The following is a 24,352-nucleotide window of genomic DNA, read 5'->3' on the forward strand; positions in this document are numbered from 1 at the left end:
GGAGCCTGAAGACGCATGCCGCACACTAAAGATGATTTACCCGACGCGCTGTACAGCGCCGCACAGGTCCGGGGACTTGATGCGAGCCTGATCACGGCCGGAACAAAGGGCTTCGAATTGATGCAGCGTGCGGCTCGGGCAACTTGGCGAGCGCTGGTTCGTCAGTGGCCATCGGCGACCGAATTGAGCGTGTTGGCAGGGCAAGGCAACAATGCCGGTGATGGCTATCTGGTGGCGGTGCTGGCCCGGCGCGCCGGATGGACGGTGCGGGTATTGGCGGTAGGCGATCCGCAAAGGTTGCAAGGCGATGCCGGCCTGGCACATGCCGAGGCCGTGTCTGAAAAGGTCTCTATTGAAGCGTGGCGCGAGCAGTCGCAATTGCGCGGTGTCGTGCTCGACGCCTTGCTCGGCACGGGTCTGAGCGGTGACGTGCGCGACCCGTATGCCAGTGCCATTGCCGCGATCAATGCCAGCGGTCTGCCGGTGGCGGCGGTGGATATCCCTTCCGGTCTGAGCGCCGATACCGGGCGCATCCTCGCTCACGCGGTCCGGGCGGACCTGACCGTGACGTTCATCGGTTTGAAAGTGGGTTTGTTCACCGGTGACGCGGCGGATGTGGTGGGCGAACTGGTGTTCAACGACTTGCACGCCGATCCGCAGTTACTTGAAAGCGCGCCGGTCAGCGCCCGTCGTCTGACGGCTGGCAAGCTGCCGTGTCTGGCTGCGCGTCAGCCTGCTTCCCATAAAGGCAAATTCGGCCATGTGCTGCTGATGGGCGGCGATCGCGGTTTCGGTGGTGCGATCCTGCTGAGTGCGCAAAGTGCGCTGCGCAGCGGTGCCGGCATGGTGTCGGTGGCCACTCGCAGCGAACACGTGCCTGCCGCATTGGCCAGGATCCCCGAGGCGATGGTGGTGGGCGCTTCGTCAGCCAATCAACTGATGGGATTGCTTCAAAAGGTTTCCGTGTTGGTGGTTGGCCCAGGCTTGGGCCAGGCGGCTTGGGGGCGCAGTCTATTGTCGGCTGCCGCCAACGCGCCGTTGCCGCAAGTCTGGGATGCCGACGCGCTGAACATGCTGGCCGAGGGACGGGTGAGGTTGCCCAGGGATTGTGTGATCACCCCGCATCCCGGTGAAGCTGCGCGTTTATTGGGCGTGAGTACGGCGAATGTTCAGGCCGATCGACCTGCGGCGGCCCATGCGTTGAGCAAAAAATATACAGCGGTCGTAGTGCTCAAAGGCGCCGGGAGCTTGATCGCCAGCCCTGACGGGCGGCTGGCAGTGTGTCACCAGGGGCATCCGGCGATGGCCACCGCCGGGTTGGGTGATGTGCTGGCGGGTTTGGTCGGCGCGTTGCTGGCCCAAGGCATGGAGGCATTCGACGCCGCGTGCCTGGCGGTCTGGCTGCATGCCAATGCCGGTGAGCAACAAGGTAAATTCGGCCGTGGGCTGGCGGCCAGTGATCTGATTCCAGCCATTCGTCAGTTGTTGGAGGAGCAAGCACCGTGTCTGAAGTAACCCTGTACCTGGCTGATGAAGCGGCGATGACTGAATTGGGTACACGCATCGCCCAAACCACGAAAGGGCACGGTCTGATCTTTCTCGAGGGAGATCTGGGGGCGGGGAAAACCACGCTGTCCCGGGGCATCATCCGTGGCCTGGGGCATGTCGGGGCGGTAAAAAGTCCGACCTTCACTTTGGTTGAGCCCTACGAGATCGGCGATATTCGTGCCTTTCATTTCGATCTGTATCGCCTGGTCGATCCGGAAGAGCTGGAGTTCCTCGGCATCCGCGACTATTTCGAAGATGACGCGCTGTGCCTGATCGAATGGCCTGACAAGGGTGCAGGCTTTTTGCCAAAGCCCGACCTGACCATTACCATTAGCCCGCATGACAGCGGGCGTTCACTGAAAATTTTGCCTCAAGGCTCGCGTGGCGAGTCCTGGTGTGCCGCTTTGGCATTGGAATCCAAATAAATGATGGGGTTAGGTATGCGCTTTCGCGCGTTGGTTGCTGCCGTTGGGGTGTTGTTTTTGGCGGTAACCGTCGACGCTGTGGCCGACACGAAGGTCAACAGTGTTCGCCTGTGGCGGGCGCCGGACAACACGCGACTGGTGTTTGATCTGACGGGCCCGGTGCAGCACAGTGTCTTTACCCTGACATCCCCGGATCGCCTGGTCATCGACATCAATGGCGCGACCCTGGGTTCGCCGTTGAGCGTCAACACCTCGAATACCCCGATCACCGCCATGCGCTCGGCCCAACGCACGCCGACCGACCTGCGGGTGGTCATCGACCTGAAAAAGGCTGTCACCCCGAAAAGTTTCTCCCTGGCACCGAGCGCGCAGTATGGCAATCGGTTGGTGGTCGATCTGTTCGACAATCCGTCCGACGCCGCGCCACCTCCAGCGCCGACGCCTTCGGTCGCGACCGTGCCGGCAGTGCCGGTTACTCCTGCGGAACCTGCAATCAAGCTGCCGCCAGCGCCGGCCGGCAAGCGCGACATCATTGTCGTGATCGACGCCGGCCACGGCGGCGAAGACCCGGGTGCTTCGGGCTCTCGCGGTCAGCGCGAAAAAGACGTGGTGCTGGCCATCGCCCGCGAACTGCAACGCCAGGTGAGCGGCATGAAAGGCTTCCGTGCCGAACTGACCCGTACCGGTGACTACTTCATTCCCTTGCGCGGCCGTACCGAAATCGCCCGCAAGAAGGGCGCCGACCTGTTCGTTTCGATCCACGCCGATGCCGCGCCTTCAGCTGCCGCATTCGGGGCCTCGGTGTTCGCCCTGTCTGATCGCGGCGCCACGTCGGAGACTGCGCGCTGGCTGGCCGACAGTGAAAACCGTTCCGACTTGATCGGTGGTGCCGGCAACGTCAGCCTCGACGACAAGGACCGCATGCTCGCAGGCGTGTTGCTCGACTTGTCGATGACGGCGTCGCTGACCTCCAGCCTGAACGTCGGTCAGAAAGTCCTGACCAACATCGGCCGGGTCACGCCGTTGCACAAACAGCGGGTGGAGCAGGCCGGGTTCATGGTGCTGAAGTCGCCGGATATTCCGTCGATTCTGGTGGAAACCGGGTTCATCTCCAACGCCAATGAAGCCTCGAAACTCGCGGCGTCGAGCCATCAGCAGGCGTTGGCGCGCTCTATCAGCAGTGGCGTGCGTCAGTTCTTCCAGCAAAACCCGCCACCTGGCACCTACATCGCCTGGTTGCGTGACTCGGGCAAAATCGCCCAGGGCCCGCGTGACCACCGGGTGAGCCCGGGCGAGACGCTGGCGATGATCGCCGTGCGTTACCAGGTGTCGCCGGCCACGCTGCGCAGTGCCAATAACCTGTCGAGCGACGAACTCAAGATTGGTCAGCACTTGACCATTCCCGGCACTGAACTGGCGGCCAAAGAATGAATCAGGTGCTGACCAACGCTGCCCGCATCGAGCTGCTCAGCCCGCGACTGGCGAACCAGATCGCCGCCGGTGAGGTGGTTGAGCGCCCGGCGTCGGTGATCAAGGAATTGCTGGAAAACAGCCTCGACTCCGGCGCCAAACGCATCGATGTCGATGTGGAGCAGGGCGGCGTCAAACTGCTGCGGGTGCGTGATGATGGCAGCGGCATTTCCGCCGATGACCTGCCGCTGGCGCTGGCCCGTCATGCCACCAGCAAGATCCGTAATCTGGAAGACCTTGAGCAGGTCATGAGCCTGGGCTTCCGTGGTGAAGCCTTGGCGTCGATCAGCTCCGTGGCGCGTTTGACCCTGACGTCGCGCACTCGCGATGCCGATCAGGCCTGGCAGGTGGAAACCGAAGGCCGTGACATGGCGCCCCGCGTGCAGCCAGCCGCCCATCCGGTGGGGACCTCGGTTGAGGTCCGCGACCTGTTTTTCAACACACCGGCGCGGCGCAAATTTCTCAAGACCGAAAAAACCGAATTTGATCATCTGCAGGAAGTGATCAAGCGTCTGGCCCTGGCGCGTTTCGACGTGGCGTTCCATTTGCGCCACAACGGCAAGACCATTCTCAGCCTGCACGAGGCCCACGATGATGCGGCCCGCGCCCGGCGAGTGGCCGCGATCTGCGGTCCGGGCTTCCTGGAACAGGCACTGCCGATTGAAATCGAGCGCAACGGTCTGCATCTGTGGGGCTGGGTGGGGTTGCCGACCTTCAACCGTAGCCAGGCGGATTTGCAGTATTTTTTCGTCAATGGCCGTGCGGTACGCGACAAACTGGTGGCCCACGCGGTGCGCCAGGCTTATCGCGACGTACTGTTCAATGGCCGGCATCCGACCTTCGTGCTGTTCTTCGAAGTCGATCCGGCGGGCGTCGACGTCAACGTGCACCCGACCAAACACGAAGTACGCTTCCGTGACGGGCGCATGGTCCACGATTTCCTCTACGGTACGTTGCACCGAGCCTTGGGTGATGTGCGACCGGAAGATCAACTGGCTGCACCGGTGGCGACGGCCATTGTCCGTCCTACCGGGCTTGAGGCAGGCGAGTTCGGTCCGCAGGGCGAAATGCGCTTGGCCGCCAATGCGCTGCTGGAGCAGCCTCAAGCGCAACCGTCGTTCAATGCGCCGGCCGGCTCGGGATCTGGTTCTGGCTATCAGTATCAATACACCCCGCGACCTCAGTCCGCGGTTCCCGCCGCTGAGGCCCAGGCTGCCTATCGTGAATTCTTCGCGCCGTTGCCGGAGGCCAATGCTGTAGCGCTGCCGGCCGGTCAGGACGATATCCCGCCGCTGGGTTACGCGCTGGCGCAGCTCAAAGGCATCTACATCCTTTCGGAAAACGCCCAAGGGTTGGTGTTGGTGGACATGCACGCCGCCCACGAGCGGATCATGTACGAGCGCCTGAAAGTCGCCATGGCCAGCGAAGGCTTGAGCGGGCAGCCGCTGCTGGTGCCGGAGTCCCTGGCGGTCAGCCAGCGCGAGGCCGATTGCGCCGAAGAGCACGTCGCCTGGTTCCAGCGTCTGGGCTTCGAACTGCAGCGGCTTGGCCCGGAAACACTGGCCATCCGGCAGATTCCGGCCTTGCTCAAGCAGGCTGAAGCCAATCGACTGGTTGGCGACGTGTTGGCCGACCTGATGGAGTACGGCACCAGTGACCGGATTCAGGCGCACCTGAACGAATTGCTTGGGACTATGGCCTGCCACGGCGCCATACGGGCGAACCGACGTCTGGCCCTGGCGGAAATGAACGGTCTGTTGCGCGATATGGAAAACACTGAGCGCAGCGGTCAATGCAACCATGGCCGACCGACCTGGACCCAGTTGGGCCTGGACGATCTGGACAAACTGTTCTTGCGCGGTCGTTGATGAGCCAGCTCCCACCTGCGATTTTCCTGATGGGCCCGACCGCCGCCGGCAAGACCGACCTGGCCATCGAACTCACCAAAGTCCTGCCTTGCGAACTGATCAGTGTCGATTCGGCACTGGTTTACCGTGGCATGGACATCGGTACTGCGAAGCCGTCGAAAGAACTTCTGGCGCAATTTCCCCACCGTTTGATCGATATTCTCGACCCCGCCGAGAGCTATTCCGCCGCGGATTTTCGCCGGGACGCCCTCGAGGCCATGGCCGATATCACCGCGCGCGGAAAAATTCCGCTGCTGGTCGGCGGCACAATGCTCTACTACAAGGCCTTGCTCGAAGGACTGGCGGACATGCCAGCCGCCGATCCAGAGGTTCGCGCGCAGATCGAAGAAGAAGCTACACGCCTTGGCTGGCAAGCCTTGCACGAACAATTGGCAGTCATTGATCCGGTTTCTGCGGCGCGGATTCATCCGAACGATCCACAGCGACTCAGTCGAGCGCTGGAAGTTTATCGCGTCAGCGGTCGAAGCATGACCGAGCTGCGCTTGCAACAATCTGCGCAAAGTACTGACGCAGCCGCTTCGGGACGGCAACAATTGCCCTATACTGTCGCGAACTTGGCCATTGCTCCGGCAAATCGTCAGGTATTGCACGAGCGAATTAAACAAAGATTCACTTTAATGTTGGAACAGGGATTCATAGACGAGGTCGTAGCCCTGCGTAAGCGAAGTGACCTGCATGCCGGGTTGCCGTCTATACGTGCGGTAGGTTATCGACAAGTCTGGGACTACCTGGATGGCAAGCTGACGTCAGCCGAGATGCAGGAGCGTGGAATCATCGCCACGCGCCAATTGGCGAAGCGCCAGTTCACCTGGCTGCGCAGTTGGGCTGATTTACATTGGCTGGACAGCCTCGATTGCGACAATCTGCCGCGCGCCTTGAAATACTTGGGGACCATCTCCATATTGAGCTGAGTCCTTGCAATTGCCGTCTATCCTTGGGGGTGTGACGGCCAAAGTCATCTGTTTACCTATTTTTTTATATTGAATCCTTAAAGGAGTGCGGCACATGTCAAAAGGGCATTCGCTACAAGACCCTTACTTGAATACTTTACGTAAAGAAAAAGTTGGGGTCTCCATCTACCTGGTCAACGGTATCAAGCTGCAAGGCACGATCGAGTCTTTCGACCAGTTCGTCATCCTGCTGAAAAACACCGTCAGCCAGATGGTCTACAAACATGCTATTTCTACAGTAGTGCCGGTTCGTCCAATTCGTCTGCCTAGCGCAACCGAATCCGAAGCAGGTGATGCTGAGCCAGGTAACGCCTGATAGGAGTCTCCTTTGTTCTTTGAGCGCCACGGTGGTGGTGAGCGAGTCATCCTCGTTCACTTGGATGGACAGGACCCTGAGGCGCGCGAAGACCCGCAGGAGTTTCAGGAGTTGGCTAATTCGGCCGGCGCCGAGACCGTTGCGTTTTTTAACGTGCCGCGTCATCGGCCAACCGCCAAATTCCTGATTGGCAGCGGCAAGGTCGAGGAACTGCGCGACCTGGTCAAAGCTGAAGAGGCCGATCTGGTGATTTTCAATCACGTCCTCACGCCCAGCCAGGAACGCAACCTCGAACGTGTTTTCGAGTGTCGCGTGATCGACCGTACCGGTCTGATTCTCGATATTTTCGCCCAACGCGCCCGTACCCATGAAGGCAAGCTCCAGGTAGAACTGGCCCAGCTTGACCACATGAGCACCCGGCTGGTTCGTGGCTGGACTCACCTTGAACGCCAGGGTGGCGGTATCGGCATGCGTGGCCCGGGTGAAACGCAACTGGAAACAGACCGCCGTTTGCTGCGGGTACGGCTGCGACAGATCAAGGGCAGGCTGGAGAAAGTGCGCAGCCAGCGCGAACAGTCGCGGCGTGGTCGTTCGCGTGCGGATATCCCTACCGTGTCGCTGGTGGGGTATACCAACGCCGGTAAGTCCACGCTGTTCAATAACGTGACGAAATCCGACGTCTACGCGGCTGACCAATTGTTTGCCACGCTGGACCCTACCCTGCGTCGTCTGGATCTGGACGATCTGGGGCCGATTGTCCTGGCGGACACTGTAGGTTTCATTCGCCACTTGCCCCACAAGCTGGTCGAGGCATTTCGGTCTACCCTCGAAGAATCAAGCAACTCCGACCTGTTGTTGCACGTGATCGATGCGGCCGAACCCGATCGCATGTTGCAGATCGAGCAGGTGATGGTGGTGCTGGGCGAGATTGGTGCCCAGGACTTGCCGATCCTCGAGGTCTATAACAAACTCGATTTGCTTGAAGGTGTTGAGCCACAAATCCAGCGCGACGAAAACGGCAAGCCCCAGCGGGTCTGGCTGTCGGCGCGTGATGGCACTGGCCTGGAATTGCTTGAGCAAGCCATTGCCGAATTACTTGGCAGTGATTTGTTTATCGGTACCCTGCGCTTGCCGCAACGATTCGCTCGACTGCGTGCGCAGTTTTTCGAACTCGGCGCGGTGCAAAAAGAAGAACACGACGAAGAAGGCATCAGTTTGCTGGCCGTTCGTTTGCCCCGGGTCGAGTTGAATCGACTGGTAAGCCGCGAAGGATTGCAGCCGATGGAATTCATCGAGCAACACACTTTGCAATAAAAGCCTGAGAAAGCGGTTGTGCCGTGGTGACAGGCATTCTGTAGCATTGGTCGGCGCGCCGTGGGTGCGTCTTTGCTTTATCAGATGGAGAGCGCTATGGCTTGGAATGAGCCGGGTGGCAACTCGAATAATCAGGATCCTTGGGGTGGCAAGCGTCGCAATAATGGCGACCGCAAGGGACCACCGGATCTCGACGAGGCCTTCCGAAAGCTGCAGGAAAGCCTGAACGGGTTGTTCGGTGGTGGTAAGAAACGTGGTGATGACGGCAGTGGTCCGGGCAAGAGTGGCGGCTTTGGCGGCCTGCTCGGTATCGGCCTGGTCGTGCTGGCGGCCATGTGGCTGTACAGCGCGGTCTATGTCGTGGACGAGCAGGAGCAGGCTGTCGTGCTGCGCTTCGGCAAGTACTACGAAACCGTCGGCCCGGGCTTGAATATCTATTTCCCGCCGATCGACAAGAAGTACATGGAAAACGTCACGCGTGAGCGTGCGTACACCAAGCAGGGTCAAATGCTGACCGAAGACGAAAACATCGTCGAAGTGCCGCTGACCGTGCAGTACAAGATCAGCAACCTGCAGGATTTCGTGCTGAGCGTCGATCAGCCGGAAATCAGTCTGCAGCACGCGACCGACAGCGCCTTGCGCCATGTGGTGGGTTCCACCGCCATGGACCAGGTGCTGACTGAAGGTCGTGAATTGATGGCCAGCGAAATCAAGGAGCGTCTGCAACGCTTCATGGATACCTATCGCACCGGTATCACCGTCACTCAGGTCAACGTACAGAGCGCAGCAGCACCGCGCGAAGTCCAGGAAGCCTTCGATGACGTGATCCGGGCCCGTGAAGACGAACAGCGTTCGCGCAACCAGGCTGAAACCTATGCCAACGGCGTCGTGCCGGAAGCTCGTGGTCAGGCCCAGCGCATTCTCGAAGACGCCAATGGCTACCGTGACGAAACCGTCTCGCGCGCCAAGGGTGAGGCTGATCGCTTCACCAAACTCGTTGCCGAGTACCGCAAGGCTCCTGAAGTGACCCGTCAGCGTCTGTACCTGGACACCATGCAGGAAGTCTTCAGCAACACCAGCAAGGTGCTCGTGACCGGCAACAAGAATGGCCAGAGCAATCTGCTGTACTTGCCGCTGGACAAAATGGTCGAAAGTGGTCGCAACACCAGCACTCCGGTGACCGGTGCGGCAGCCGCCAGCAATGAAGCGAATACGCGTGCGGCAGCTGATCTGCAGCAACAGCAAGCACGTACCAGGGAGAGTCGCTGATGAGCAATAAATCGCTGATCGCCCTTATTGTCGGCGTCCTCGTGGCGATCGCTGCCTGGAACTGCTTCTACATCGTGGCTCAGACCGAGCGTGCGGTGTTGCTGCAGTTCGGTCGCGTGGTTCAGGCCGATGTACAACCTGGCCTGCATGTGAAAGTGCCCTACGTTAACCAGGTGCGTAAATTTGACGCACGCCTGATGACGCTGGATGCACCGACACAACGCTTCCTGACGCTGGAAAAGAAAGCCGTGATGGTCGATGCCTACGCCAAGTGGCGGGTGAAGGACGCAGAGCGTTTCTACACCGCGACGTCCGGTCTCAAGCAAATTGCCGACGAGCGCCTGTCCCGTCGCCTGGAGTCTGGTCTGCGTGACCAGTTCGGTAAGCGCACCTTGCACGAAGTGGTGTCGGGTGAGCGTGATGCGCTGATGGCGGATATCACGGCTTCGCTGAACAAGATGGCTGAAAAAGAGCTGGGCATTGAAGTTGTCGATGTTCGGGTCAAGACCATCGATCTGCCGAAGGAAGTGAACCGTAGCGTGTTCGAGCGTATGAGCACCGAGCGTGAGCGTGAAGCTCGCGAGCACCGCGCCAAGGGTAACGAGCTGGCTGAAGGCATCCGTGCCGACGCCGATCGTCAACGCCGCGTGTTGCTGGCTGAAGCCTATCGTGAATCTGAAGAGATTCGCGGTGACGGTGATGCCCAGGCCGCTTCGATCTATTCCAAGGCCTATGGTCAGGACCAGGAGTTCTACGCGTTCTACCGTAGCCTGCGCGCCTACCGTGAAAGCTTTGCGAATAAATCCGACGTCATGGTCCTCGACCCAAGCAGTGACTTCTTCCACTACCTGGAAAAAGCCAAGCCTTGATACGGCGTTGACCCGAATCATTCCGCCGGGCGGCTAACGCCTCTGGCGGGGTGATCCTTTGGCAAAACGTGTGTATGATGCGGCAGCCGGGAAATTCCCGGCTTTTTTGCGTCTGCACGTTTGATTGCTGTTTTTGGTGCACGCGTACGAGTCGAAAGGCTCGACAGGTTTTTCGAGGAAAGTGGTTGGCGAAGCCGGTTGAAGGCTTTTCGCTCCGTTGTTCATGCGCGGAACAATCATTTTCTGCTTCACTCAAGGCTCGGCCGAGGGCTGGCTGGCCGCCCGGATATAGGGGAATGGCGTAATGGCAACGGTAGACCGCTGGCTGCTGCCAGATGGCATCGAAGAAGTACTGCCACCGGAAGCGGCGCGCATTGAAGTTGCGCGTCGCCAGGTGTTGGATCTGTTCCAGAGCTGGGGTTACGAGTTTGTCGTGACTCCCCATATCGAGTACCTGGAATCCCTGCTGACCGGCGCGGGCCAGGACCTGGATCTGCGTACCTTCAAGGTTATCGACCCGCAGTCGGGCCGGCAGATGGGTTTCCGCGCGGACATCACGCCGCAGGTGGCGCGTATCGATGCGCACACCCTGCGTCGCGAAGGCCCGAGTCGTCTGTGCTATGCCGGCAGCGTGCTGCATGCTCAGCCACGCGCCTTGTCGTCCTCGCGCAGCCCGATCCAGCTGGGCGCCGAGTTGTACGGCGATGGCAGCCCCGGCAGCGATGTCGAAGTCATCAGCCTGATGCTGGCGATGCTGCAACTGGCCGATGTGCCGGACGTGCACATGGACCTCGGTCATGTCGGCATCTATCGCGGCCTGGCTCGCGCCGCCGGTTTGTCCGGTGAGGTCGAACAGCAGTTGTTCGATGCATTGCAACGCAAGGCCATCGACGAGGTCATTACCTTGACCGAAGGTTTGCCTGCCGATTTGTCGGGCATGCTGCGGGCGTTGGTCGACCTGTGCGGCGGTCGCGAAGTACTGGCCGCTGCGCGTGAGCGCCTGGCTGGGGCGCCGGCCCCGGTTCTGGCGGCGCTGAACGATTTGCTGGCGATTGCCGAGCGTTTGTCCGTGCGTTTCCCGGATTTGCCGCTGTACTTCGACCTGGGCGAATTGCGCGGCTATCACTACCACACGGGTGTGGTGTTCGCCGTGTTCGTGCCGGGCGTTGGCCAGTCCATTGCCCAGGGCGGTCGTTACGACGACATCGGCGCCGATTTCGGTCGCGCCCGTCCGGCAACCGGCTTCTCCACCGATTTGAAAACCCTGGTGACCCTGGGGCGTGCTGAAATCGAGCTACCGTCTGGCGGTATCTGGATGCCTGACAGTACGGATGCGGCACTCTGGCAGCAGGTTTGCCAGTTGCGCAGTGAGGGTCAGCGTGTCGTTCAGGCCTTGCCTGGACAACCTTTGGCCGCCGCCCGTGAAGCGGACTGCGACCGGCAATTGATTCAGCAGAACGGGCTTTGGCAAGTATCGCCACTGGCTTCTTGAGTTTTCCTGCCGGCCACCGCCGGTACCAAGTTTGCGCGAATGAGGACAAGTGTTATGGGTAAGAATGTCGTAGTCCTGGGCACCCAATGGGGTGATGAGGGCAAAGGCAAGATCGTTGATCTGCTGACCGAACATGCTGCCGCCGTAGTGCGCTACCAGGGTGGCCACAACGCTGGCCACACCCTGGTGATCGACGGCGAAAAAACTGTCTTGCACCTGATCCCGTCGGGCGTGCTGCGCGAAGGCGTGCAGTGCCTGATCGGCAACGGCGTGGTGGTTGCACCTGACGCTCTGATGCGGGAAATCAACAAGCTGGAAGAGAAAGGTGTGCCGGTGCGTGAGCGCCTTCGCATCAGCCCGTCCTGCCCGCTGATCCTGTCCTATCACGTCGCACTGGACCAGGCCCGTGAAAAAGCGCGTGGCGAGCTGAAGATCGGCACCACCGGTCGCGGCATCGGCCCGGCTTACGAAGACAAGGTTGCACGTCGTGGCCTGCGCATCGGTGACCTGTTCCACCGCGAGCGTTTCGCCGCCAAGCTGGGCGAGTTGCTGGACTACCACAACTTCGTACTGGTCAATTACTACAAAGAGCCTGCAATCGACTTCCAGAAGACGCTGGACGAGTGCATGGAATACGCCGAGCTGCTCAAGCCGATGATGCTGGACGTCACCGCCGAGCTGCACCAGCTGCGTCGCGCTGGCAAAGACATCATGTTCGAAGGCGCCCAGGGTTCGTTGCTGGACATCGACCACGGTACCTACCCGTACGTCACCAGTTCCAACACCACCGCTGGCGGTATCGCGACCGGTTCGGGTGTTGGTCCGATGTTCCTGGACTACATCCTCGGCATCACCAAGGCCTACACCACGCGTGTCGGTTCGGGTCCGTTCCCGACTGAACTGTTCGACGACGTTGGCGCGTTCCTGGCCAAGCGTGGCCACGAGTTCGGTGCAACCACCGGCCGTGCCCGTCGTTGCGGCTGGTTCGACGCCGTTATCCTGCGTCGCGCCATCGATGTGAACAGCATCTCGGGCCTGTGCCTGACCAAGCTGGACGTTCTGGACGGCCTGGAAACCATCAACATCTGTGTTGGCTACAAGAATCAGGACGGCGCAGTGATCGACGCACCGACCGACGCCGACAGCTACATCGGCCTGGAGCCGGTGTACGAAGAAATGCCGGGCTGGAGCGAATCGACCCTGGGTGCCAAGACCCTGGAAGAGCTGCCTCAGGCTGCACGCAACTACATCAAGCGTGTCGAAGAGTTGGTCGGTGCGCCGATTGACATTATTTCGACGGGCCCGGACCGCAACGAAACCATCGTTCTGCGTCATCCGTTTGCTTGATAACACATTGATGTGAAACACAAAGGGCCCATAATCGGGCCCTTTGTCGTTTTTGCCTGCTGAACGGCATGACCTTTGCTGTGAACATTGAAAAGAGCCTCCTTTCAGGTGTGCTATCAATTTAATGGCGCCAAAGCAGAGGGATTTCTAGTGTCGGCCGTTCTCTCATTGTTACAAAGCCGTTTGTTGAGGCCTGTGTTCGTTACGCTTGGTATCGCCCTATTGGTGCAAGTGGTGGTGGCGGTCGCTCTGACGCGGAGCACAGTGACCGCTTTGGAAGCCGATCTGGGCATGCGCCTGGGCGCGGACAGTCAGAAGCTCTCTGGCGAACTCGAGCAGGCGGGGCGTGAAGTCACGTCGAGCCTCGATAGCCTCTCCACCAGCACGCGTCAGCGCCTCACGGCCGGGTTGTCCTCGCGTTTGGAGGAGGAGCAGGCACAACTGCGCGAGACGTTGGAAAAGGACCTGAAGGATTCCGCCGGCGACATGGCGCAACTCCTGGCATCGGTTGCGCCGCGCGCCATGTGGGACAACGACATTCCAACCTTGTCCGAGTTCGCGCGCAGGGCCCAGCGCAACCCCAATGTACTGTTCGTGGTGTATGACGACGCCACGGGTCAGCACCTGACGCGCTATCTCAACCGGGAGAATCCGATCAACAAGGCGCTTCTGGAGAAGGGTCAGGGTGAGCGGGCGCTGGACAAAGTGCTGGATGCGGCGAAGAACGATCCTTCGGTCTTCTACATCGAAGCCTCGATCAACCCCAATGGCGTGGAAATCGGCAAGGTCTTGATGGGTGTCTCGACCGCGTCGGTGGAAGCCGATCTGGCGGCGTTGGACAAACGCTTCTCCGCCTTGATCGCCAGCAGCGATCAATTGGTGGGTGACAGTCTGAAGGGGGCGGCGGCCGATAGTGCGACCGCCATGCGTTCGCGACTGCAATCGGCCCAGTCCACGGCGGCTGAAATGAAAGCCAATACCACCAGTACCGTGCAAGAAGCCGCGGCCACCCTGCGCTGGCGTATCGGTATATGCCTGGCGGTCGTGGGCTTTGGTGTCCTGCTGTTGCTGGCGGTGGTGCTTGGGCGTCGAGTGGTCAATCGCCTGAGAATGCTGATCATCGCCATGGATGACCTGGCGGCGGGCGAGGGTGATCTGACCAAGCGCGTGCAAATCAACAGCAAGGACGAGATCGGCGACATGGCGTCGGCGGTCAATCGGTTTGTGGATAAGTTGCAGCCGATCGTGCGCGAAGCAGGCGACGTAGCCCAGCGGACTGGCGTGGAAATCGGCGCCATGACCCTGCGCAATGCCGGAGCCGATGCGGCAGCGGGTATGCAGCGCGATGAAGTGGCCGAGAGTCTGCGTGCTTTGTCGCAAATGGCAGACGAAGCCCAATCTGAAAGCCAGGCCATGCAGGCGGCTTTGAAACAGGTCGTGGATATCCGTCAGGCCACTGACGAAAACACCCGGACTTCGGCGAAAGTCGGCAGCCTGATCGAGGCGCTGGCGGGTCAAGTCGAAACCGGAGCGCAGGTGATCGAGCGACTTGCGCAACAAAGCGAGCAGATTGAGGTGGTGCTGACGGTCATTCACGGGATTGCCGAGCAGACCAACCTGCTGGCACTGAACGCGGCCATTGAAGCGGCGCGCGCGGGTGAGACCGGGCGCGGGTTCGCGGTGGTGGCGGACGAAGTGCGGGCGCTGGCGAGCAAGACCCAGAGTTCCACCGGCGATATTCAGGCGCACATTGTGGCGTTGCAGCAGGGTGCACGTGAGGCGGTGGCGGCGATTGGCCAGGCTGGGCGCCAGGCGGACGAAGGCTTGTTGGTGCTGCGGGACAGTGCGCGTCTTCAGCAATCAGTGCAGGCCTCGGTGGAGCAAGTGCATGCGGCGATCGGTCTGGCGACCCAGGCCGCCGCGCAACAGGCTCAGGGTGCGCAAGCGGTGCGTGGTCGGGTCGAGACCATTCATGCGCAGGCCGAGAAAGCGGCTCAGGCAGTGGTGGAAACCACGGCCAGTGGCAAGGTGCTGGACGGCTTGGCAGCGCAGTTGAAGGCGAGTCTGGGGCAGTTCAGGGCTTGAATGATCAAAAGATCGCAGCCTTGGGCGGCTGCGATCTTTTGCTTGATCAGCGGGTCAAGTACATCCGGGTTGTTAATAAATAAACGGGTAGCCCCGACACCAATATCAATAACGCCGCATAAGGCGCCGCCGCCGCAAATTCCACGTTCGCGGTATGCGCCCAGACTTCCGTTGCCAGTGTGTTGAGCCCGGTTGGACTCAATAACAACGTCGCCGTCAGCTCCTTCATCGCATCAAGGAATACCAGCGCAAAAGCCGCGCCGAGCGCTGGAAAGATGATCGGCAGGGTCACCCGGCAAAACGCACTGAATGACGACGATCCCAGCGTGCGTGCCGCCTCTTCCAGTTGTGGAGCTGCCTTGTTCAGTGCCGTACGAATCGGCGCCTGAGCCAAGGGCAGAAACAGCAGCGCATAAGCGATCAGCAACAGCGTCGAAGTCTGATACAGCATCGGCACATAGTGCAGGGCGAAATACACCAGGGCCAGCGCAATCACCAGGCCAGGCAATGCATGCAGCAGATAGGGCAGGCGTTCGGCCCAGATAGCCAATTGGCCTTTATAGCGCACCACCAGCAAGCCCACTGGTACCGCCAGCACCAGGCACAGCGCTGCGCCACCCAACGACAGTGCCAGGGATGAAAACAATGCCTCGCCAATGGCCGCCGCCGGGAATGCCGCCGAGGAGCCCACGGCCAGCCAGTACCCGAGCATGCCCAATGGAATGCCGCTGCCAATGATCGCGAGCAACGCGCAGTAAAGTTGCCCGGCCATCGACCAAGGACCGAGACGAACCTGTGCCGCCTGTCGTGCCGCGCCTTGGCCGGTACGCACATGCCGGCCCTTGCCGCGCACGCGCAGCTCCAGCCATAGCAGTGCGAGGCACAACGCCAGCAATATCGCCGAGAGCATCGCTGCATTGGCGTTGCTGAATTCCAGCTCGAACTGTTGATAGATCGCGGTGGTGAAGGTTTGCAGGCCAATGATCGACAGTGCGCCAAATTCCACCAGCATGTGCAGGGCGATCAGCAATGAGCCGGCCAGCAGCGATGGCCAGAGCAGGGGGAGGGTAATCTTGAGGAACACGCCCCAGCGATTCTGCCCCAGGGTGCGGGCGGACTCTTCCAGGCAGGGATCGAGGTTGCGCAGGGTCGCCGCCACGGGCAGAAATATCAGCGGGTATTTGGACAGTGTCATCACCAGGATCGCCCCGCCCAGCCCTTCGAAGTGGGCGCTCAGCGAAACCCAGGTGAAGCTGCTGACAAACGCCGGAACGGCGAAGGGCAAACACAGAATTACGCCCCACAGTCGCCGCCCCGGCAGATTGCTGCGCTCCAGCAGCCAGGCCAGCGACAGGCCGATCACGCAACAGGCCAGCGTCACGCCGAGCATCAGCGCGAGAGTGTTGCGCAGCAGGCCGAACACGTAGGGCCGCCACAGCAAATGCACTGCCTCGGCCCATCCTGCTTGCCAGGCCTTTAGCCCGACATAGGCCAGCGGCAACAGGCTGAGCACAACCAGCACCATGACCGGTAGCAGCAACCAGATTGAAGGCCACTTGCGTCGAGGTCTGTAAGCACTGCGCATGGCGCAAGCGGAAAGCGATGCGCTCATCAGTTCAGGCCAACGTCGCGTTCCAGGTTCAGGGCTTCTTCGGCGTTACCGAGATCGGCCGGAGTGACTTTCGGTGCCTCCAGTTCGCTGAATGGCTTGAGGTCGCGATCGGACTCCATGCCTTTGTGCAGCGGGTATTCGGCGGTGGTCTGGGTGATCACGCGCTGCCCTTCTTCGCTGGCCATGTAGGCGAGCAATTGCTGGGCTTCTTTTGGATGCTTGCTGGATTTCAGTACAGCGGCGCTGGACACCGTGATCAACCCACCGACGTCGCCTCCGGTGAAGTAGTGCAGTTTCGAGTCGAGCTGGCCTTTTTCGCGCTGCAAGGCGAACCAGTAGTAATTGTTGAACAGTACCGTGGCGACTTCGCCGTTTTCTACTGCTTTAAGCGCGACCATGTTGTTGCTGTAAGTCTTGCCGAATGCGCGCAGGCCAGTCAGCCACTCTTCGGCGGCGTCCATGCCGTGAACCTTGATGATCGCAACCGCTTGCTCCTGAAACGCGCCGCTGGAGGGCACGAAGCCGACCTTGCCTTGCCATTTCGGGTCGGAGAAGCCCATCACTGACTTGGGCAGGTCTTTTTCATCAATCAGTTTCGGGTTGTAGGCGACGACCCGGACCCGGGCGGTGATGCCGATCCAGGTGCCATTGCCGGCGACGTACTCTTTGGGCAGCACGGCGAGCGTGGCGGGGTCGGTCTGAGCCAGCAGGCCTTGTTCGCTGAGTTTGTTCAGTGGCGGTGATTCTTCGGTGTAGATCACGTCGGCGGGGGAGCGATCGCCTTCTTCGACGACCTGGCTGGCGAGCTGGTTGCTGCTGCCTTTGCGCACGTTGACGTGAATGCCGGTCCGGGTTTCGAAGGCTTTGGCGAGGGCATCGCCGACTTCCTTGTGTTGCCCGTTATAGAGGGTCAGGGAAACCGGGTTGGCGGCCTGGGTGAGGGGCGTGGCGAGCGCCAGGCCGAACAGGCTGAGGGTCAGGCCGCGGCGCAGGGTATTTCGAAACATCATTCGCAGGGTTCCTCACTGTCGCATTGCAAAAACTTGCAACAATGATAAACGATATTGTTTCTCAAATGCGCACTGCTGATTCTTGTGGGGGGGGGCGTGCTTGCTCGCGAAAAACGACAGGACAACGCGGTGCTTCAGTTGCCCCGCGTTTTCGTTAACGTCCATCGCGAGCAGGCTCGCTCCTACAGGGGGGGTTGATTTTTTGAAAGCCAGAAACGCAAAAACCCGCTTTCGCGGGTTTCTGTGAAATCCAAGGCCGTAACCTTGAATTTGAATTGGTGCCCAGAAGAAGACTCGAACTTCCACGGCCGTAAGGCCACCAGCACCTGAAGCTGGCGTGTCTACCAATTTCACCATCTGGGCATTCATCTTCAGCGTTGCCGCTGTTGATGTGGCGCACTATACGGAGCGCGATTTGATCTGTAAACCCCTGATTTAAAATAAATAAATCAACGGTCTGAAATGCAAAAACCCGCTTTCGCGGGTTTTTGTGTGAGTCTTGAAATTGAACTAATCTCAAACTCGAATTTGGTGCCCAGAAGAAGACTCGAACTTCCACGGCCGTAAGGCCACCAGCACCTGAAGCTGGCGTGTCTACCAATTTCACCATCTGGGCAGTATCGGCAACGTTGTCCGTCGTCGATGGCGCGCACTATACGGAGCGTCTTTTTAACTGTAAACCCCCGACATCAAAAAAACCTGAAAAATTTCACCAGCGGTCTTCAAATCAGCTTTGTGACGTCGATAAAAGGCTTTAGAAGGGCCGTCATAGCTTGAAATTTCCCGTTTCATTACGCCTATGCCAAACTAACCCGTATATAGACAAGGTGAAAACTCTCTAATGGCCGATTGGCAGTCCCTCGATCCCGAGGCCGCTCGTGAAGCGGAAAAATATGAAAACCCTATTCCTAGCCGCGAACTGATCCTTCAGCACCTTGCTGATCGAGGTTCGCCTGCTAACCGCGAGCAGTTGGTCGAAGAGTTTGGTCTGACCACAGAGGACCAGATCGAAGCCCTGCGCCGCCGCCTGCGCGCGATGGAGCGCGATGCTCAACTCATCTATACCCGTCGTGGCACATATGCACCGGTAGACAAGCTCGACCTGATCCTGGGCCGCATCAGCGGTCACCGTGACGGCTTCGGTTTCCTGGTACCGGACGATGGCAGTGACGACCTGTTCATGAGCCCGGCGCAAATGCGTCTGGTGTTCGATGGCGACCGTGCCCTGGCGCGGGTGTCCGGCCTCGACCGTCGCGGTCGCCGCGAAGGCATGATCGTCGAAGTGGTCTCCCGTGCTCACGAGACTATCGTCGGGCGCTATTTCGAAGAGGGCGGTATCGGTTTCGTGGTTGCCGACAATCCGAAGATCCAGCAAGAAGTGCTGGTGACGCCGGGTCGCAACGCCAACGCCCAGATCGGTCAGTTCGTCGAAGTGAAGATCACTCACTGGCCGACGCCACGCTTCCAGCCTCAGGGCGATGTGGTGGAAGTCGTGGGTAACTACATGGCGCCGGGCATGGAAATCGACGTCGCCCTGCGCACATACGACATTCCTCACGTCTGGCCTGAGGCGGTGCTCAAGGAAGCGGCCAAGCTCAAGCCCGAAGTCGAAGAGAAAGACAAAGAGAAGCGCATCGATCTGCGTCATCTGCCGTTCGTCACCATCGACGGCGAAGATGCCCGTGACTTCGATGACGCGGTCTATTGCGAAGCCCGTAAGGGCAAGTTGCGCCTGTTCTCGGGTGGCTGGAAGTTGTACGTGGCGATTGCCGACGTATCCAGCTACGTGAAGCTCGGATCGGCGCTGGACGCTGAAGCCCAGGTGCGCGGCAACTCGGTGTACTTCCCCGAGCGCGTGATCCCGATGCTGCCTGAGCAGCTGTCCAACGGTCTGTGCTCGCTGAACCCGCAGGTCGATCGTCTGGCCATGGTTTGCGAGATGACCATCTCCAAAACCGGCGAAATGACCGACTACTGCTTCTACGAAGCGGTGATCCACTCCCATGCACGCCTGACTTACAACAAAGTCAGCGCCATGCTCGAAACGCCGAAAGCCACCGAAGCGCGCAAGCTGCGTGGCGAGTACACCGATGTCGTGCCGCACCTCAAGCAGCTGTACTCGCTGTACAAGGTGTTGCTGGCGGCCCGTCATGTGCGTGGCGCGATCGATTTTGAAACCCAGGAAACCCGGATCATCTTCGGCTCCGAGCGCAAGATCGCGGAAATTCGCCCGACCGTGCGCAACGATGCCCACAAGCTGATCGAGGAATGCATGCTGGCGGCCAACGTGGCCACTGCCGAATTCCTGAAAAAACACGAAATCCCGGCGCTGTATCGCGTCCACGATGGTCCGCCACCGGAGCGCCTGGAAAAACTGCGCGCCTTCCTGGGTGAGCTCGGCCTGTCCCTGCACAAAGGCAAGGACGGCCCGTCGCCGAAGGATTACCAGGCACTGCTGGCCGGTATCAAGGATCGTCCGGATTTCCACCTGATCCAGACCGTCATGCTGCGTTCGTTGAGCCAGGCGGTGTATAGCGCTGATAACCAGGGCCACTTCGGTCTGAATTACGAGGCTTACACCCACTTCACCTCGCCGATCCGCCGCTACCCGGACTTGCTGACTCACCGGGCAATCCGCAGCGTCATCCATTCGAAGCAGGACACCCCGCACGTTCGCCGTGCTGGCGCGATGACCATTCCGAAGGCGCGTATCTATCCGTACGACGAAGCGGCCCTGGAGCAACTCGGCGAGCAGTGCTCGATGAGCGAGCGCCGTGCCGACGAAGCGACCCGCGACGTGGTCAACTGGCTCAAGTGCGAGTTCATGAAAGACCGCGTGGGCGAATCGTTCCCGGGTGTGATCACCGCCGTAACCGGCTTTGGTCTGTTCGTCGAACTGACCGATATCTACGTCGAAGGCCTGGTCCACGTCACCGCGTTGCCGGGCGATTACTACCACTTCGACCCTGTGCATCACCGCCTGGCCGGTGAGCGTACCGGTCGCAGCTTCCGTTTGGGCGACACTGTTGAAGTGCGGGTCATGCGCGTCGATCTCGACGAACGCAAGATCGACTTCGAGATGGCCGAAAAAACCATCAGCGCACCGATCGGTCGTAAAAAACGCGGTACTGAAACTGCGGCGCCAGCAGCATCTGCTGCAAAAACAGCCGCAGAGCCGGTGCCGGAGAAAACCGGTCGTCGTCCTGCCAGAGAAAAGGTTGTAGAGGCCTATCGCCCAAGCGATGCGGCGGCGAAAAACGCCGAAGTACGCAAAAGCCGTGAAATGAAGCAGGCCTTGCTGGCCGATGCGAAAAGCGGCGGTAAAGCGGCGTCTGCGGGAAAGACCGGAAGGTCGACGCCTGAAAAGGCCGTCGGCGGCAAGCCTGCCAAACCGAGCAAACATCGTAAAGGCCCGCCAAAAGCGGGCTCGGCCCCAGCCAAAAGTGGCGGGGCGCGTAAACCTAAGGCCAAGCCATGAGTCAGTTGGAAAAAATCTACGGCGTGCATGCTGTAGAAGCATTGCTGCGTCATCACCCGAAACGCGTCAAGCAGATCTGGCTGGCCGAAGGTCGCAGTGATCCGCGCGTACAGACGTTGATCGAGCTGGCCAACGAGAATCGTGTCCAGGTCGGCCAGGCTGAGCGCCGTGAAATGGACGCTTGGGTCGAAGGTGTGCACCAGGGTGTAGTCGCGGACGTGAGCCCGAGCCAGGTCTGGGGCGAAGCGATGCTCGACGAACTGCTCGACCGTACCGAAGGTGCGCCGTTGCTGTTGGTGCTCGACGGTGTAACCGATCCGCACAACCTGGGTGCCTGCCTGCGTTCCGCCGATGCGGCGGGCGCGCTGGCGGTGATTGTTCCGAAGGACAAGTCGGCGACCCTGACGCCGGTTGTGCGAAAAATCGCCTGCGGTGCTGCGGAAGTGATTCCGCTGGTCGCCGTGACTAACCTGGCGCGCACCCTGGAGAAACTCCAGCAGCGTGGCTTGTGGGTTGTCGGTACGGCGGGGGAGGCCGAAGTCAGTCTGTATGACCAGGACCTGACCGGCCCCACCATCCTGATCATGGGTGCCGAAGGCAAAGGCATGCGCCGCCTGACCCGCGAGCATTGCGACTACCTGGTCAATTTGCCGATGGCCGGTAGCGTCAGCAGCCTCAACGTTTCCGTGGCGACGGGCGTATGTCTGTTCGAGGCGCAGCGTCAGCGCCGCGTCAAGGCTGCGGCTGCCGCCAAGAAGGCCTGATCCGGCTGCAATCCCTGTGGGAGCGAGCGTGCTCGCGATAGCGGTGTAACATTCGGCATCAATGTTGAATGTTGTGTCCTCATCGCGAGCACGCTCGCTCCCACAATGGTTTCTGGCCAGCCAAAAAATGGCGGGCAAACGAACTGTTCAAATAATCACCAATTACCTTGCGCCTCTCTCGCCCCTTCTCTACAATTGCGCCCCTTGCTGCGATGGCAGGCACGCATGTGTCTAGCGTCCACAAGTCCATAAGTGTCATTCACTCCTTGTCTGACCGCTTTTGAGCGGCAGGCTACAACCCGTAAGGAGCATTCATGCGTCATTACGAAATCATCTTTTTGGTCCACCCGGATCAAAGCGAGCAAGTCGGCGGCATGGTTGAGCGTTACACCAAGCTGATCGAAGAAGACGGCGGCAAAATCCACCGTCTGGAAGATTGGGGCCGTCGTCAACTGGCCTACGCAATCAACAATGTTCACAAGGCTCACTACGTGATGCTGAACGTTGAGTGCACTGGCAAGGCCCTGGCCGAGCTGGAAGACAACTTCCGCTACAACGATGCAGTGATCCGTAACCTGGTCATCCGTCGCGAAGAAGCCGTTACCGGCCAATCCGAGATGCTCAAGGCTGAAGAAAACCGCAGTGAGCGCCGTGAGCGTCGCGACCGTCCTGAGCACTCCGACGCTGAAGGCGTTGATGGTGATGACAGCGACAACAGCGATAACGCTGACGAGTAATCCACGGACCTTTTGAGGAGCCAATTACATGGCACGTTTCTTCCGTCGTCGTAAATTCTGCCGCTTCACCGCTGAAGACGTGAAAGAGATCGATTACAAAGATCTCAACACTCTGAAAGCTTATGTATCCGAGACCGGCAAAATCGTTCCAAGCCGCATCACCGGTACCAAAGCTCGTTATCAGCGTCAGCTGGCCACCGCTATCAAGCGCGCCCGCTTCCTGGCCCTGCTGGCCTACACCGACAGCCACGGCCGCTGAGACCGGGCAGTCGACACGTAGCAAAGGATTGAATGTATGCGTGCCTTAGCTGAGTTCATCATGCGGGGCCGTATGCAGGCCACTCTGGTAGTGGCCGGATGCGCGGCATTGCCGTTGTTGTATTGGTTGGGTGCTGCCGCCGGATGCCTTGTGCTCCTGCGGCGCGGATTGAGGGACGCCTTGGGCGTTCTTGCTCTGGGGCTGCTGCCGGCGTTGATCTGGTGGCTGAAATTCGACGATCCACGGGCACTTCTGGTGCTGCTGGGGTCTGCGAGCCTTGCGTTGGTTTTGCGCGCAAGCGAGTCCTGGAACCGCGTGCTGCTGGTCAGCATAGCGATGGGAGTGGTGTTTTCAGTGGTGCTGGGGACGGCTTTTGGTCCTCAGATCGAGATGCTGGCGCAGGCTTTGATAAAAGTCATGCCGTCGCTACTCGGTGAGGTCTACCAGAAGATGTCGGTAGACGAGCAAGCGCGTTTCGCGTCCCTGATTGCACCAATCCTGACCGGCCTAATTGCGGCTTTGTTGCAAATCGTCAGTGTGCTGAGCCTGATTGTCGGGCGCTACTGGCAGGCGTTGTTGTACAACCCGGGTGGTTTCGGTCGCGAGTTTCGCGCCATTCGAATCCCGCTGGGTCCCGCGATGTTGCTGCTGGCCGGCATGGTTGTGACACCGAACTTCGGTGTCCAGATGTCCATGCTCGTGCCGTTGTGCAGCGTACCGCTGGTTTTCGCCGGGCTGGCCCTGATTCACGGGCTGGTGGCGCAAAAGCGACTGGCCAGATTCTGGCTGGTGGGGTTGTACGTCACGCTGTTGCTGTTCATGCAGCTGATCTATCCGTTGCTGGTGGTCCTGGCCATCGTCGACAGCCTGATTGATTTTCGCGGTCGTCTGGCGCCGAAAGACGCCGATAACGCGAACGGTGAAGGTTAAAAGTTAAGAGGATTTTCACATGCAACTGATCCTTCTGGAAAAAGTCACCAACCTGGGCAACCTGGGTGACAAAGTGAACGTTAAGGCTGGTTACGGTCGTAACTACCTGCTGCCTTACGGCAAAGCTACCGCTGCGACCCCAGCCAACCTGGCTGCGTTCGAAGAGCGTCGCGCTGAGCTGGAAAAAGCTGCAGCAGACCGTAAAGCATCGGCTGAAAGCCGCGCTGCCCAACTGGCTGAGCTGGAAGTGACTATCACTGCCACCGCTGGTGACGAAGGCAAGCTGTTCGGTTCGATCGGTACTCACGACATCGCTGATGCACTGACCGCCTCTGGCGTTGAAGTTGCAAAAAGCGAAGTTCGTCTGCCGAACGGCACCATCCGCAACGTAGGTGAATTCGACGTAGCCGTGCACCTGCACGCCGAAGTTGAAGCCACCGTACGCGTTGTCGTGGTAGCAGCTTAAGCAGCACTTGTCGGCTGGCACCCTCGGGTGCTTGCCGGTAACATCGGGCACGATCCTGTTTACAGGTCGTGCCCTTTGTCTTT

Annotated in this window: 20 protein-coding genes and 2 tRNA genes; 18 read left to right on the forward strand and 4 right to left on the reverse strand. The window is 59.9% G+C overall.

Going from position 1 to position 24,352, the window contains the following annotated elements; translation table 11 throughout:
• Positions 1 to 15 precede the first annotated feature (15 nt).
• The 12 genes from GQ39_RS27570 (at position 16) to GQ39_RS27625 (ending at position 15,013) form a co-directional block, all read left to right on the forward strand.
• Positions 16 to 1,515 carry a bifunctional ADP-dependent NAD(P)H-hydrate dehydratase/NAD(P)H-hydrate epimerase gene (locus GQ39_RS27570; RefSeq protein ID WP_047536709.1) on the forward strand — a complete coding sequence of 500 codons (1,500 nt, stop codon included), beginning with the start codon at positions 16 to 18 and terminating at the stop codon, positions 1,513 to 1,515.
• The gene (gene tsaE, locus GQ39_RS27575) at positions 1,503 to 1,973 is read left to right on the forward strand and encodes a tRNA (adenosine(37)-N6)-threonylcarbamoyltransferase complex ATPase subunit type 1 TsaE (RefSeq protein WP_047536712.1); all 471 of its coding nucleotides are present in this window, start codon (positions 1,503 to 1,505) and stop codon (positions 1,971 to 1,973) included. Before GQ39_RS27570 ends, tsaE begins: the two co-directional genes overlap by 13 nt.
• Positions 1,974 to 3,404 (forward strand): N-acetylmuramoyl-L-alanine amidase, encoded by a 1,431-nt coding sequence (locus tag GQ39_RS27580; protein WP_047536714.1) that lies wholly within the window; start codon positions 1,974 to 1,976, stop codon positions 3,402 to 3,404. It begins immediately after the preceding gene.
• A gap of 8 nt (positions 3,405 to 3,412) precedes the next feature.
• Complete coding sequence (gene mutL / locus GQ39_RS27585) at positions 3,413 to 5,311, forward strand: DNA mismatch repair endonuclease MutL (protein WP_177329369.1); 1,899 nt, start codon at positions 3,413 to 3,415, stop codon at positions 5,309 to 5,311.
• Positions 5,311 to 6,282, forward strand: a complete 972-nt coding sequence (gene miaA / locus GQ39_RS27590) for a tRNA (adenosine(37)-N6)-dimethylallyltransferase MiaA (protein WP_047536719.1) — start codon at positions 5,311 to 5,313, stop codon at positions 6,280 to 6,282. Before mutL ends, miaA begins: the two co-directional genes overlap by 1 nt.
• Positions 6,283 to 6,376: 94 nt before the next feature.
• Entirely contained in the window at positions 6,377 to 6,637 is a 261-nt protein-coding gene (hfq, locus tag GQ39_RS27595; RefSeq protein ID WP_007902656.1) for an RNA chaperone Hfq, read from the forward strand.
• 12 nt (positions 6,638 to 6,649) lie between these two features.
• Positions 6,650 to 7,951 carry a ribosome rescue GTPase HflX gene (gene hflX, locus GQ39_RS27600; RefSeq protein WP_046819838.1) on the forward strand — a complete coding sequence of 434 codons (1,302 nt, stop codon included), beginning with the start codon at positions 6,650 to 6,652 and terminating at the stop codon, positions 7,949 to 7,951.
• Between the two features lie 96 nt (positions 7,952 to 8,047).
• On the forward strand, positions 8,048 to 9,220 hold the full coding sequence (gene hflK, locus GQ39_RS27605; protein WP_047536727.1) for an FtsH protease activity modulator HflK: 1,173 nt from the start codon (positions 8,048 to 8,050) through the stop codon (positions 9,218 to 9,220).
• Positions 9,220 to 10,089, forward strand: a complete 870-nt coding sequence (gene hflC / locus GQ39_RS27610; RefSeq protein WP_047536730.1) for a protease modulator HflC — start codon at positions 9,220 to 9,222, stop codon at positions 10,087 to 10,089. Before hflK ends, hflC begins: the two co-directional genes overlap by 1 nt.
• A gap of 304 nt (positions 10,090 to 10,393) precedes the next feature.
• Positions 10,394 to 11,581, forward strand: a complete 1,188-nt coding sequence (locus tag GQ39_RS27615) for an ATP phosphoribosyltransferase regulatory subunit (protein ID WP_047536733.1) — start codon at positions 10,394 to 10,396, stop codon at positions 11,579 to 11,581.
• A 54-nt stretch (positions 11,582 to 11,635) separates the two neighbouring features.
• Positions 11,636 to 12,928, forward strand: a complete 1,293-nt coding sequence (locus GQ39_RS27620) for an adenylosuccinate synthase (protein ID WP_047536735.1) — start codon at positions 11,636 to 11,638, stop codon at positions 12,926 to 12,928.
• Positions 12,929 to 13,078: 150 nt separating this feature from the next.
• Positions 13,079 to 15,013 (forward strand): methyl-accepting chemotaxis protein, encoded by a 1,935-nt coding sequence (locus GQ39_RS27625; RefSeq protein WP_047536738.1) that lies wholly within the window; start codon positions 13,079 to 13,081, stop codon positions 15,011 to 15,013.
• A gap of 46 nt (positions 15,014 to 15,059) precedes the next feature.
• On the opposite strand, the gene GQ39_RS27630 is transcribed toward GQ39_RS27625, so the two are convergent.
• The 4 genes from GQ39_RS27630 to GQ39_RS27645 all read right to left on the reverse strand — a co-directional run bounded on the left by GQ39_RS27630 (position 15,060) and on the right by GQ39_RS27645 (position 18,251).
• Entirely contained in the window at positions 15,060 to 16,625 is a 1,566-nt protein-coding gene (locus GQ39_RS27630; protein ID WP_047536739.1) for an ABC transporter permease, read from the reverse strand.
• Positions 16,625 to 17,635, reverse strand: a complete 1,011-nt coding sequence (locus GQ39_RS27635; RefSeq protein WP_047536741.1) for an extracellular solute-binding protein — start codon at positions 17,633 to 17,635, stop codon at positions 16,625 to 16,627. Before GQ39_RS27635 ends, GQ39_RS27630 begins: the two co-directional genes overlap by 1 nt.
• Positions 17,636 to 17,911: 276 nt before the next feature.
• Positions 17,912 to 17,998: transfer RNA gene (locus GQ39_RS27640), tRNA-Leu, on the reverse strand.
• Positions 17,999 to 18,164: 166 nt separating this feature from the next.
• Positions 18,165 to 18,251: transfer RNA gene (locus GQ39_RS27645), tRNA-Leu, on the reverse strand.
• 225 nt (positions 18,252 to 18,476) lie between these two features.
• On the opposite strand from GQ39_RS27645, the gene rnr reads away from it, so the two are divergent.
• The 6 genes from rnr to rplI all read left to right on the forward strand — a co-directional run bounded on the left by rnr (position 18,477) and on the right by rplI (position 24,269).
• The gene (gene rnr / locus GQ39_RS27650; RefSeq protein WP_047536743.1) at positions 18,477 to 21,113 is read left to right on the forward strand and encodes a ribonuclease R; all 2,637 of its coding nucleotides are present in this window, start codon (positions 18,477 to 18,479) and stop codon (positions 21,111 to 21,113) included.
• On the forward strand, positions 21,110 to 21,877 hold the full coding sequence (gene rlmB, locus GQ39_RS27655; protein ID WP_047536745.1) for a 23S rRNA (guanosine(2251)-2'-O)-methyltransferase RlmB: 768 nt from the start codon (positions 21,110 to 21,112) through the stop codon (positions 21,875 to 21,877). The genes rnr and rlmB overlap by 4 nt, the downstream gene beginning before the upstream one ends.
• A gap of 314 nt (positions 21,878 to 22,191) precedes the next feature.
• The gene (rpsF, locus tag GQ39_RS27660) at positions 22,192 to 22,614 is read left to right on the forward strand and encodes a 30S ribosomal protein S6 (protein WP_008035342.1); all 423 of its coding nucleotides are present in this window, start codon (positions 22,192 to 22,194) and stop codon (positions 22,612 to 22,614) included.
• A 28-nt stretch (positions 22,615 to 22,642) separates the two neighbouring features.
• Entirely contained in the window at positions 22,643 to 22,873 is a 231-nt protein-coding gene (gene rpsR, locus GQ39_RS27665; RefSeq protein WP_002551829.1) for a 30S ribosomal protein S18, read from the forward strand.
• A 36-nt stretch (positions 22,874 to 22,909) separates the two neighbouring features.
• On the forward strand, positions 22,910 to 23,803 hold the full coding sequence (locus tag GQ39_RS27670; protein ID WP_047536780.1) for a hypothetical protein: 894 nt from the start codon (positions 22,910 to 22,912) through the stop codon (positions 23,801 to 23,803).
• Positions 23,804 to 23,822: 19 nt separating this feature from the next.
• Positions 23,823 to 24,269, forward strand: coding sequence for a 50S ribosomal protein L9 (gene rplI / locus GQ39_RS27675; protein WP_007939577.1), 447 nt, complete (start codon positions 23,823 to 23,825; stop codon positions 24,267 to 24,269).
• The last annotated feature ends 83 nt before the right edge of the window (positions 24,270 to 24,352 follow it).

The sequence above is a fragment of the Pseudomonas sp. 11/12A genome, assembly GCF_000800055.1.
Taxonomy (GTDB): domain Bacteria; phylum Pseudomonadota; class Gammaproteobacteria; order Pseudomonadales; family Pseudomonadaceae; genus Aquipseudomonas; species Aquipseudomonas mohnii.

What these genes read in the sequence shown, in the direction of transcription:
- GQ39_RS27570 (WP_047536709.1), top strand. Translation starts at nt 16, where the DNA reads ATGCCGCACACTAAAGATGATTTACCCGACGCGCTGTACAGCGCCGCA.
- GQ39_RS27580 (WP_047536714.1), top strand. Translation starts at nt 1,974, where the DNA reads ATGATGGGGTTAGGTATGCGCTTTCGCGCGTTGGTTGCTGCCGTTGGG.
- miaA (WP_047536719.1), top strand. Translation starts at nt 5,311, where the DNA reads ATGAGCCAGCTCCCACCTGCGATTTTCCTGATGGGCCCGACCGCCGCC.
- hfq (WP_007902656.1), top strand. Translation starts at nt 6,377, where the DNA reads ATGTCAAAAGGGCATTCGCTACAAGACCCTTACTTGAATACTTTACGT.
- hflK (WP_047536727.1), top strand. Translation starts at nt 8,048, where the DNA reads ATGGCTTGGAATGAGCCGGGTGGCAACTCGAATAATCAGGATCCTTGG.
- hflC (WP_047536730.1), top strand. Translation starts at nt 9,220, where the DNA reads ATGAGCAATAAATCGCTGATCGCCCTTATTGTCGGCGTCCTCGTGGCG.
- GQ39_RS27615 (WP_047536733.1), top strand. Translation starts at nt 10,394, where the DNA reads ATGGCAACGGTAGACCGCTGGCTGCTGCCAGATGGCATCGAAGAAGTA.
- GQ39_RS27620 (WP_047536735.1), top strand. Translation starts at nt 11,636, where the DNA reads ATGGGTAAGAATGTCGTAGTCCTGGGCACCCAATGGGGTGATGAGGGC.
- GQ39_RS27630 (WP_047536739.1), bottom strand. Translation starts at nt 16,625, where the DNA reads ATGAGCGCATCGCTTTCCGCTTGCGCCATGCGCAGTGCTTACAGACCT.
- GQ39_RS27635 (WP_047536741.1), bottom strand. Translation starts at nt 17,635, where the DNA reads ATGATGTTTCGAAATACCCTGCGCCGCGGCCTGACCCTCAGCCTGTTC.
- rnr (WP_047536743.1), top strand. Translation starts at nt 18,477, where the DNA reads ATGGCCGATTGGCAGTCCCTCGATCCCGAGGCCGCTCGTGAAGCGGAA.
- rlmB (WP_047536745.1), top strand. Translation starts at nt 21,110, where the DNA reads ATGAGTCAGTTGGAAAAAATCTACGGCGTGCATGCTGTAGAAGCATTG.
- rpsF (WP_008035342.1), top strand. Translation starts at nt 22,192, where the DNA reads ATGCGTCATTACGAAATCATCTTTTTGGTCCACCCGGATCAAAGCGAG.
- rpsR (WP_002551829.1), top strand. Translation starts at nt 22,643, where the DNA reads ATGGCACGTTTCTTCCGTCGTCGTAAATTCTGCCGCTTCACCGCTGAA.
- GQ39_RS27670 (WP_047536780.1), top strand. Translation starts at nt 22,910, where the DNA reads ATGCGTGCCTTAGCTGAGTTCATCATGCGGGGCCGTATGCAGGCCACT.
- rplI (WP_007939577.1), top strand. Translation starts at nt 23,823, where the DNA reads ATGCAACTGATCCTTCTGGAAAAAGTCACCAACCTGGGCAACCTGGGT.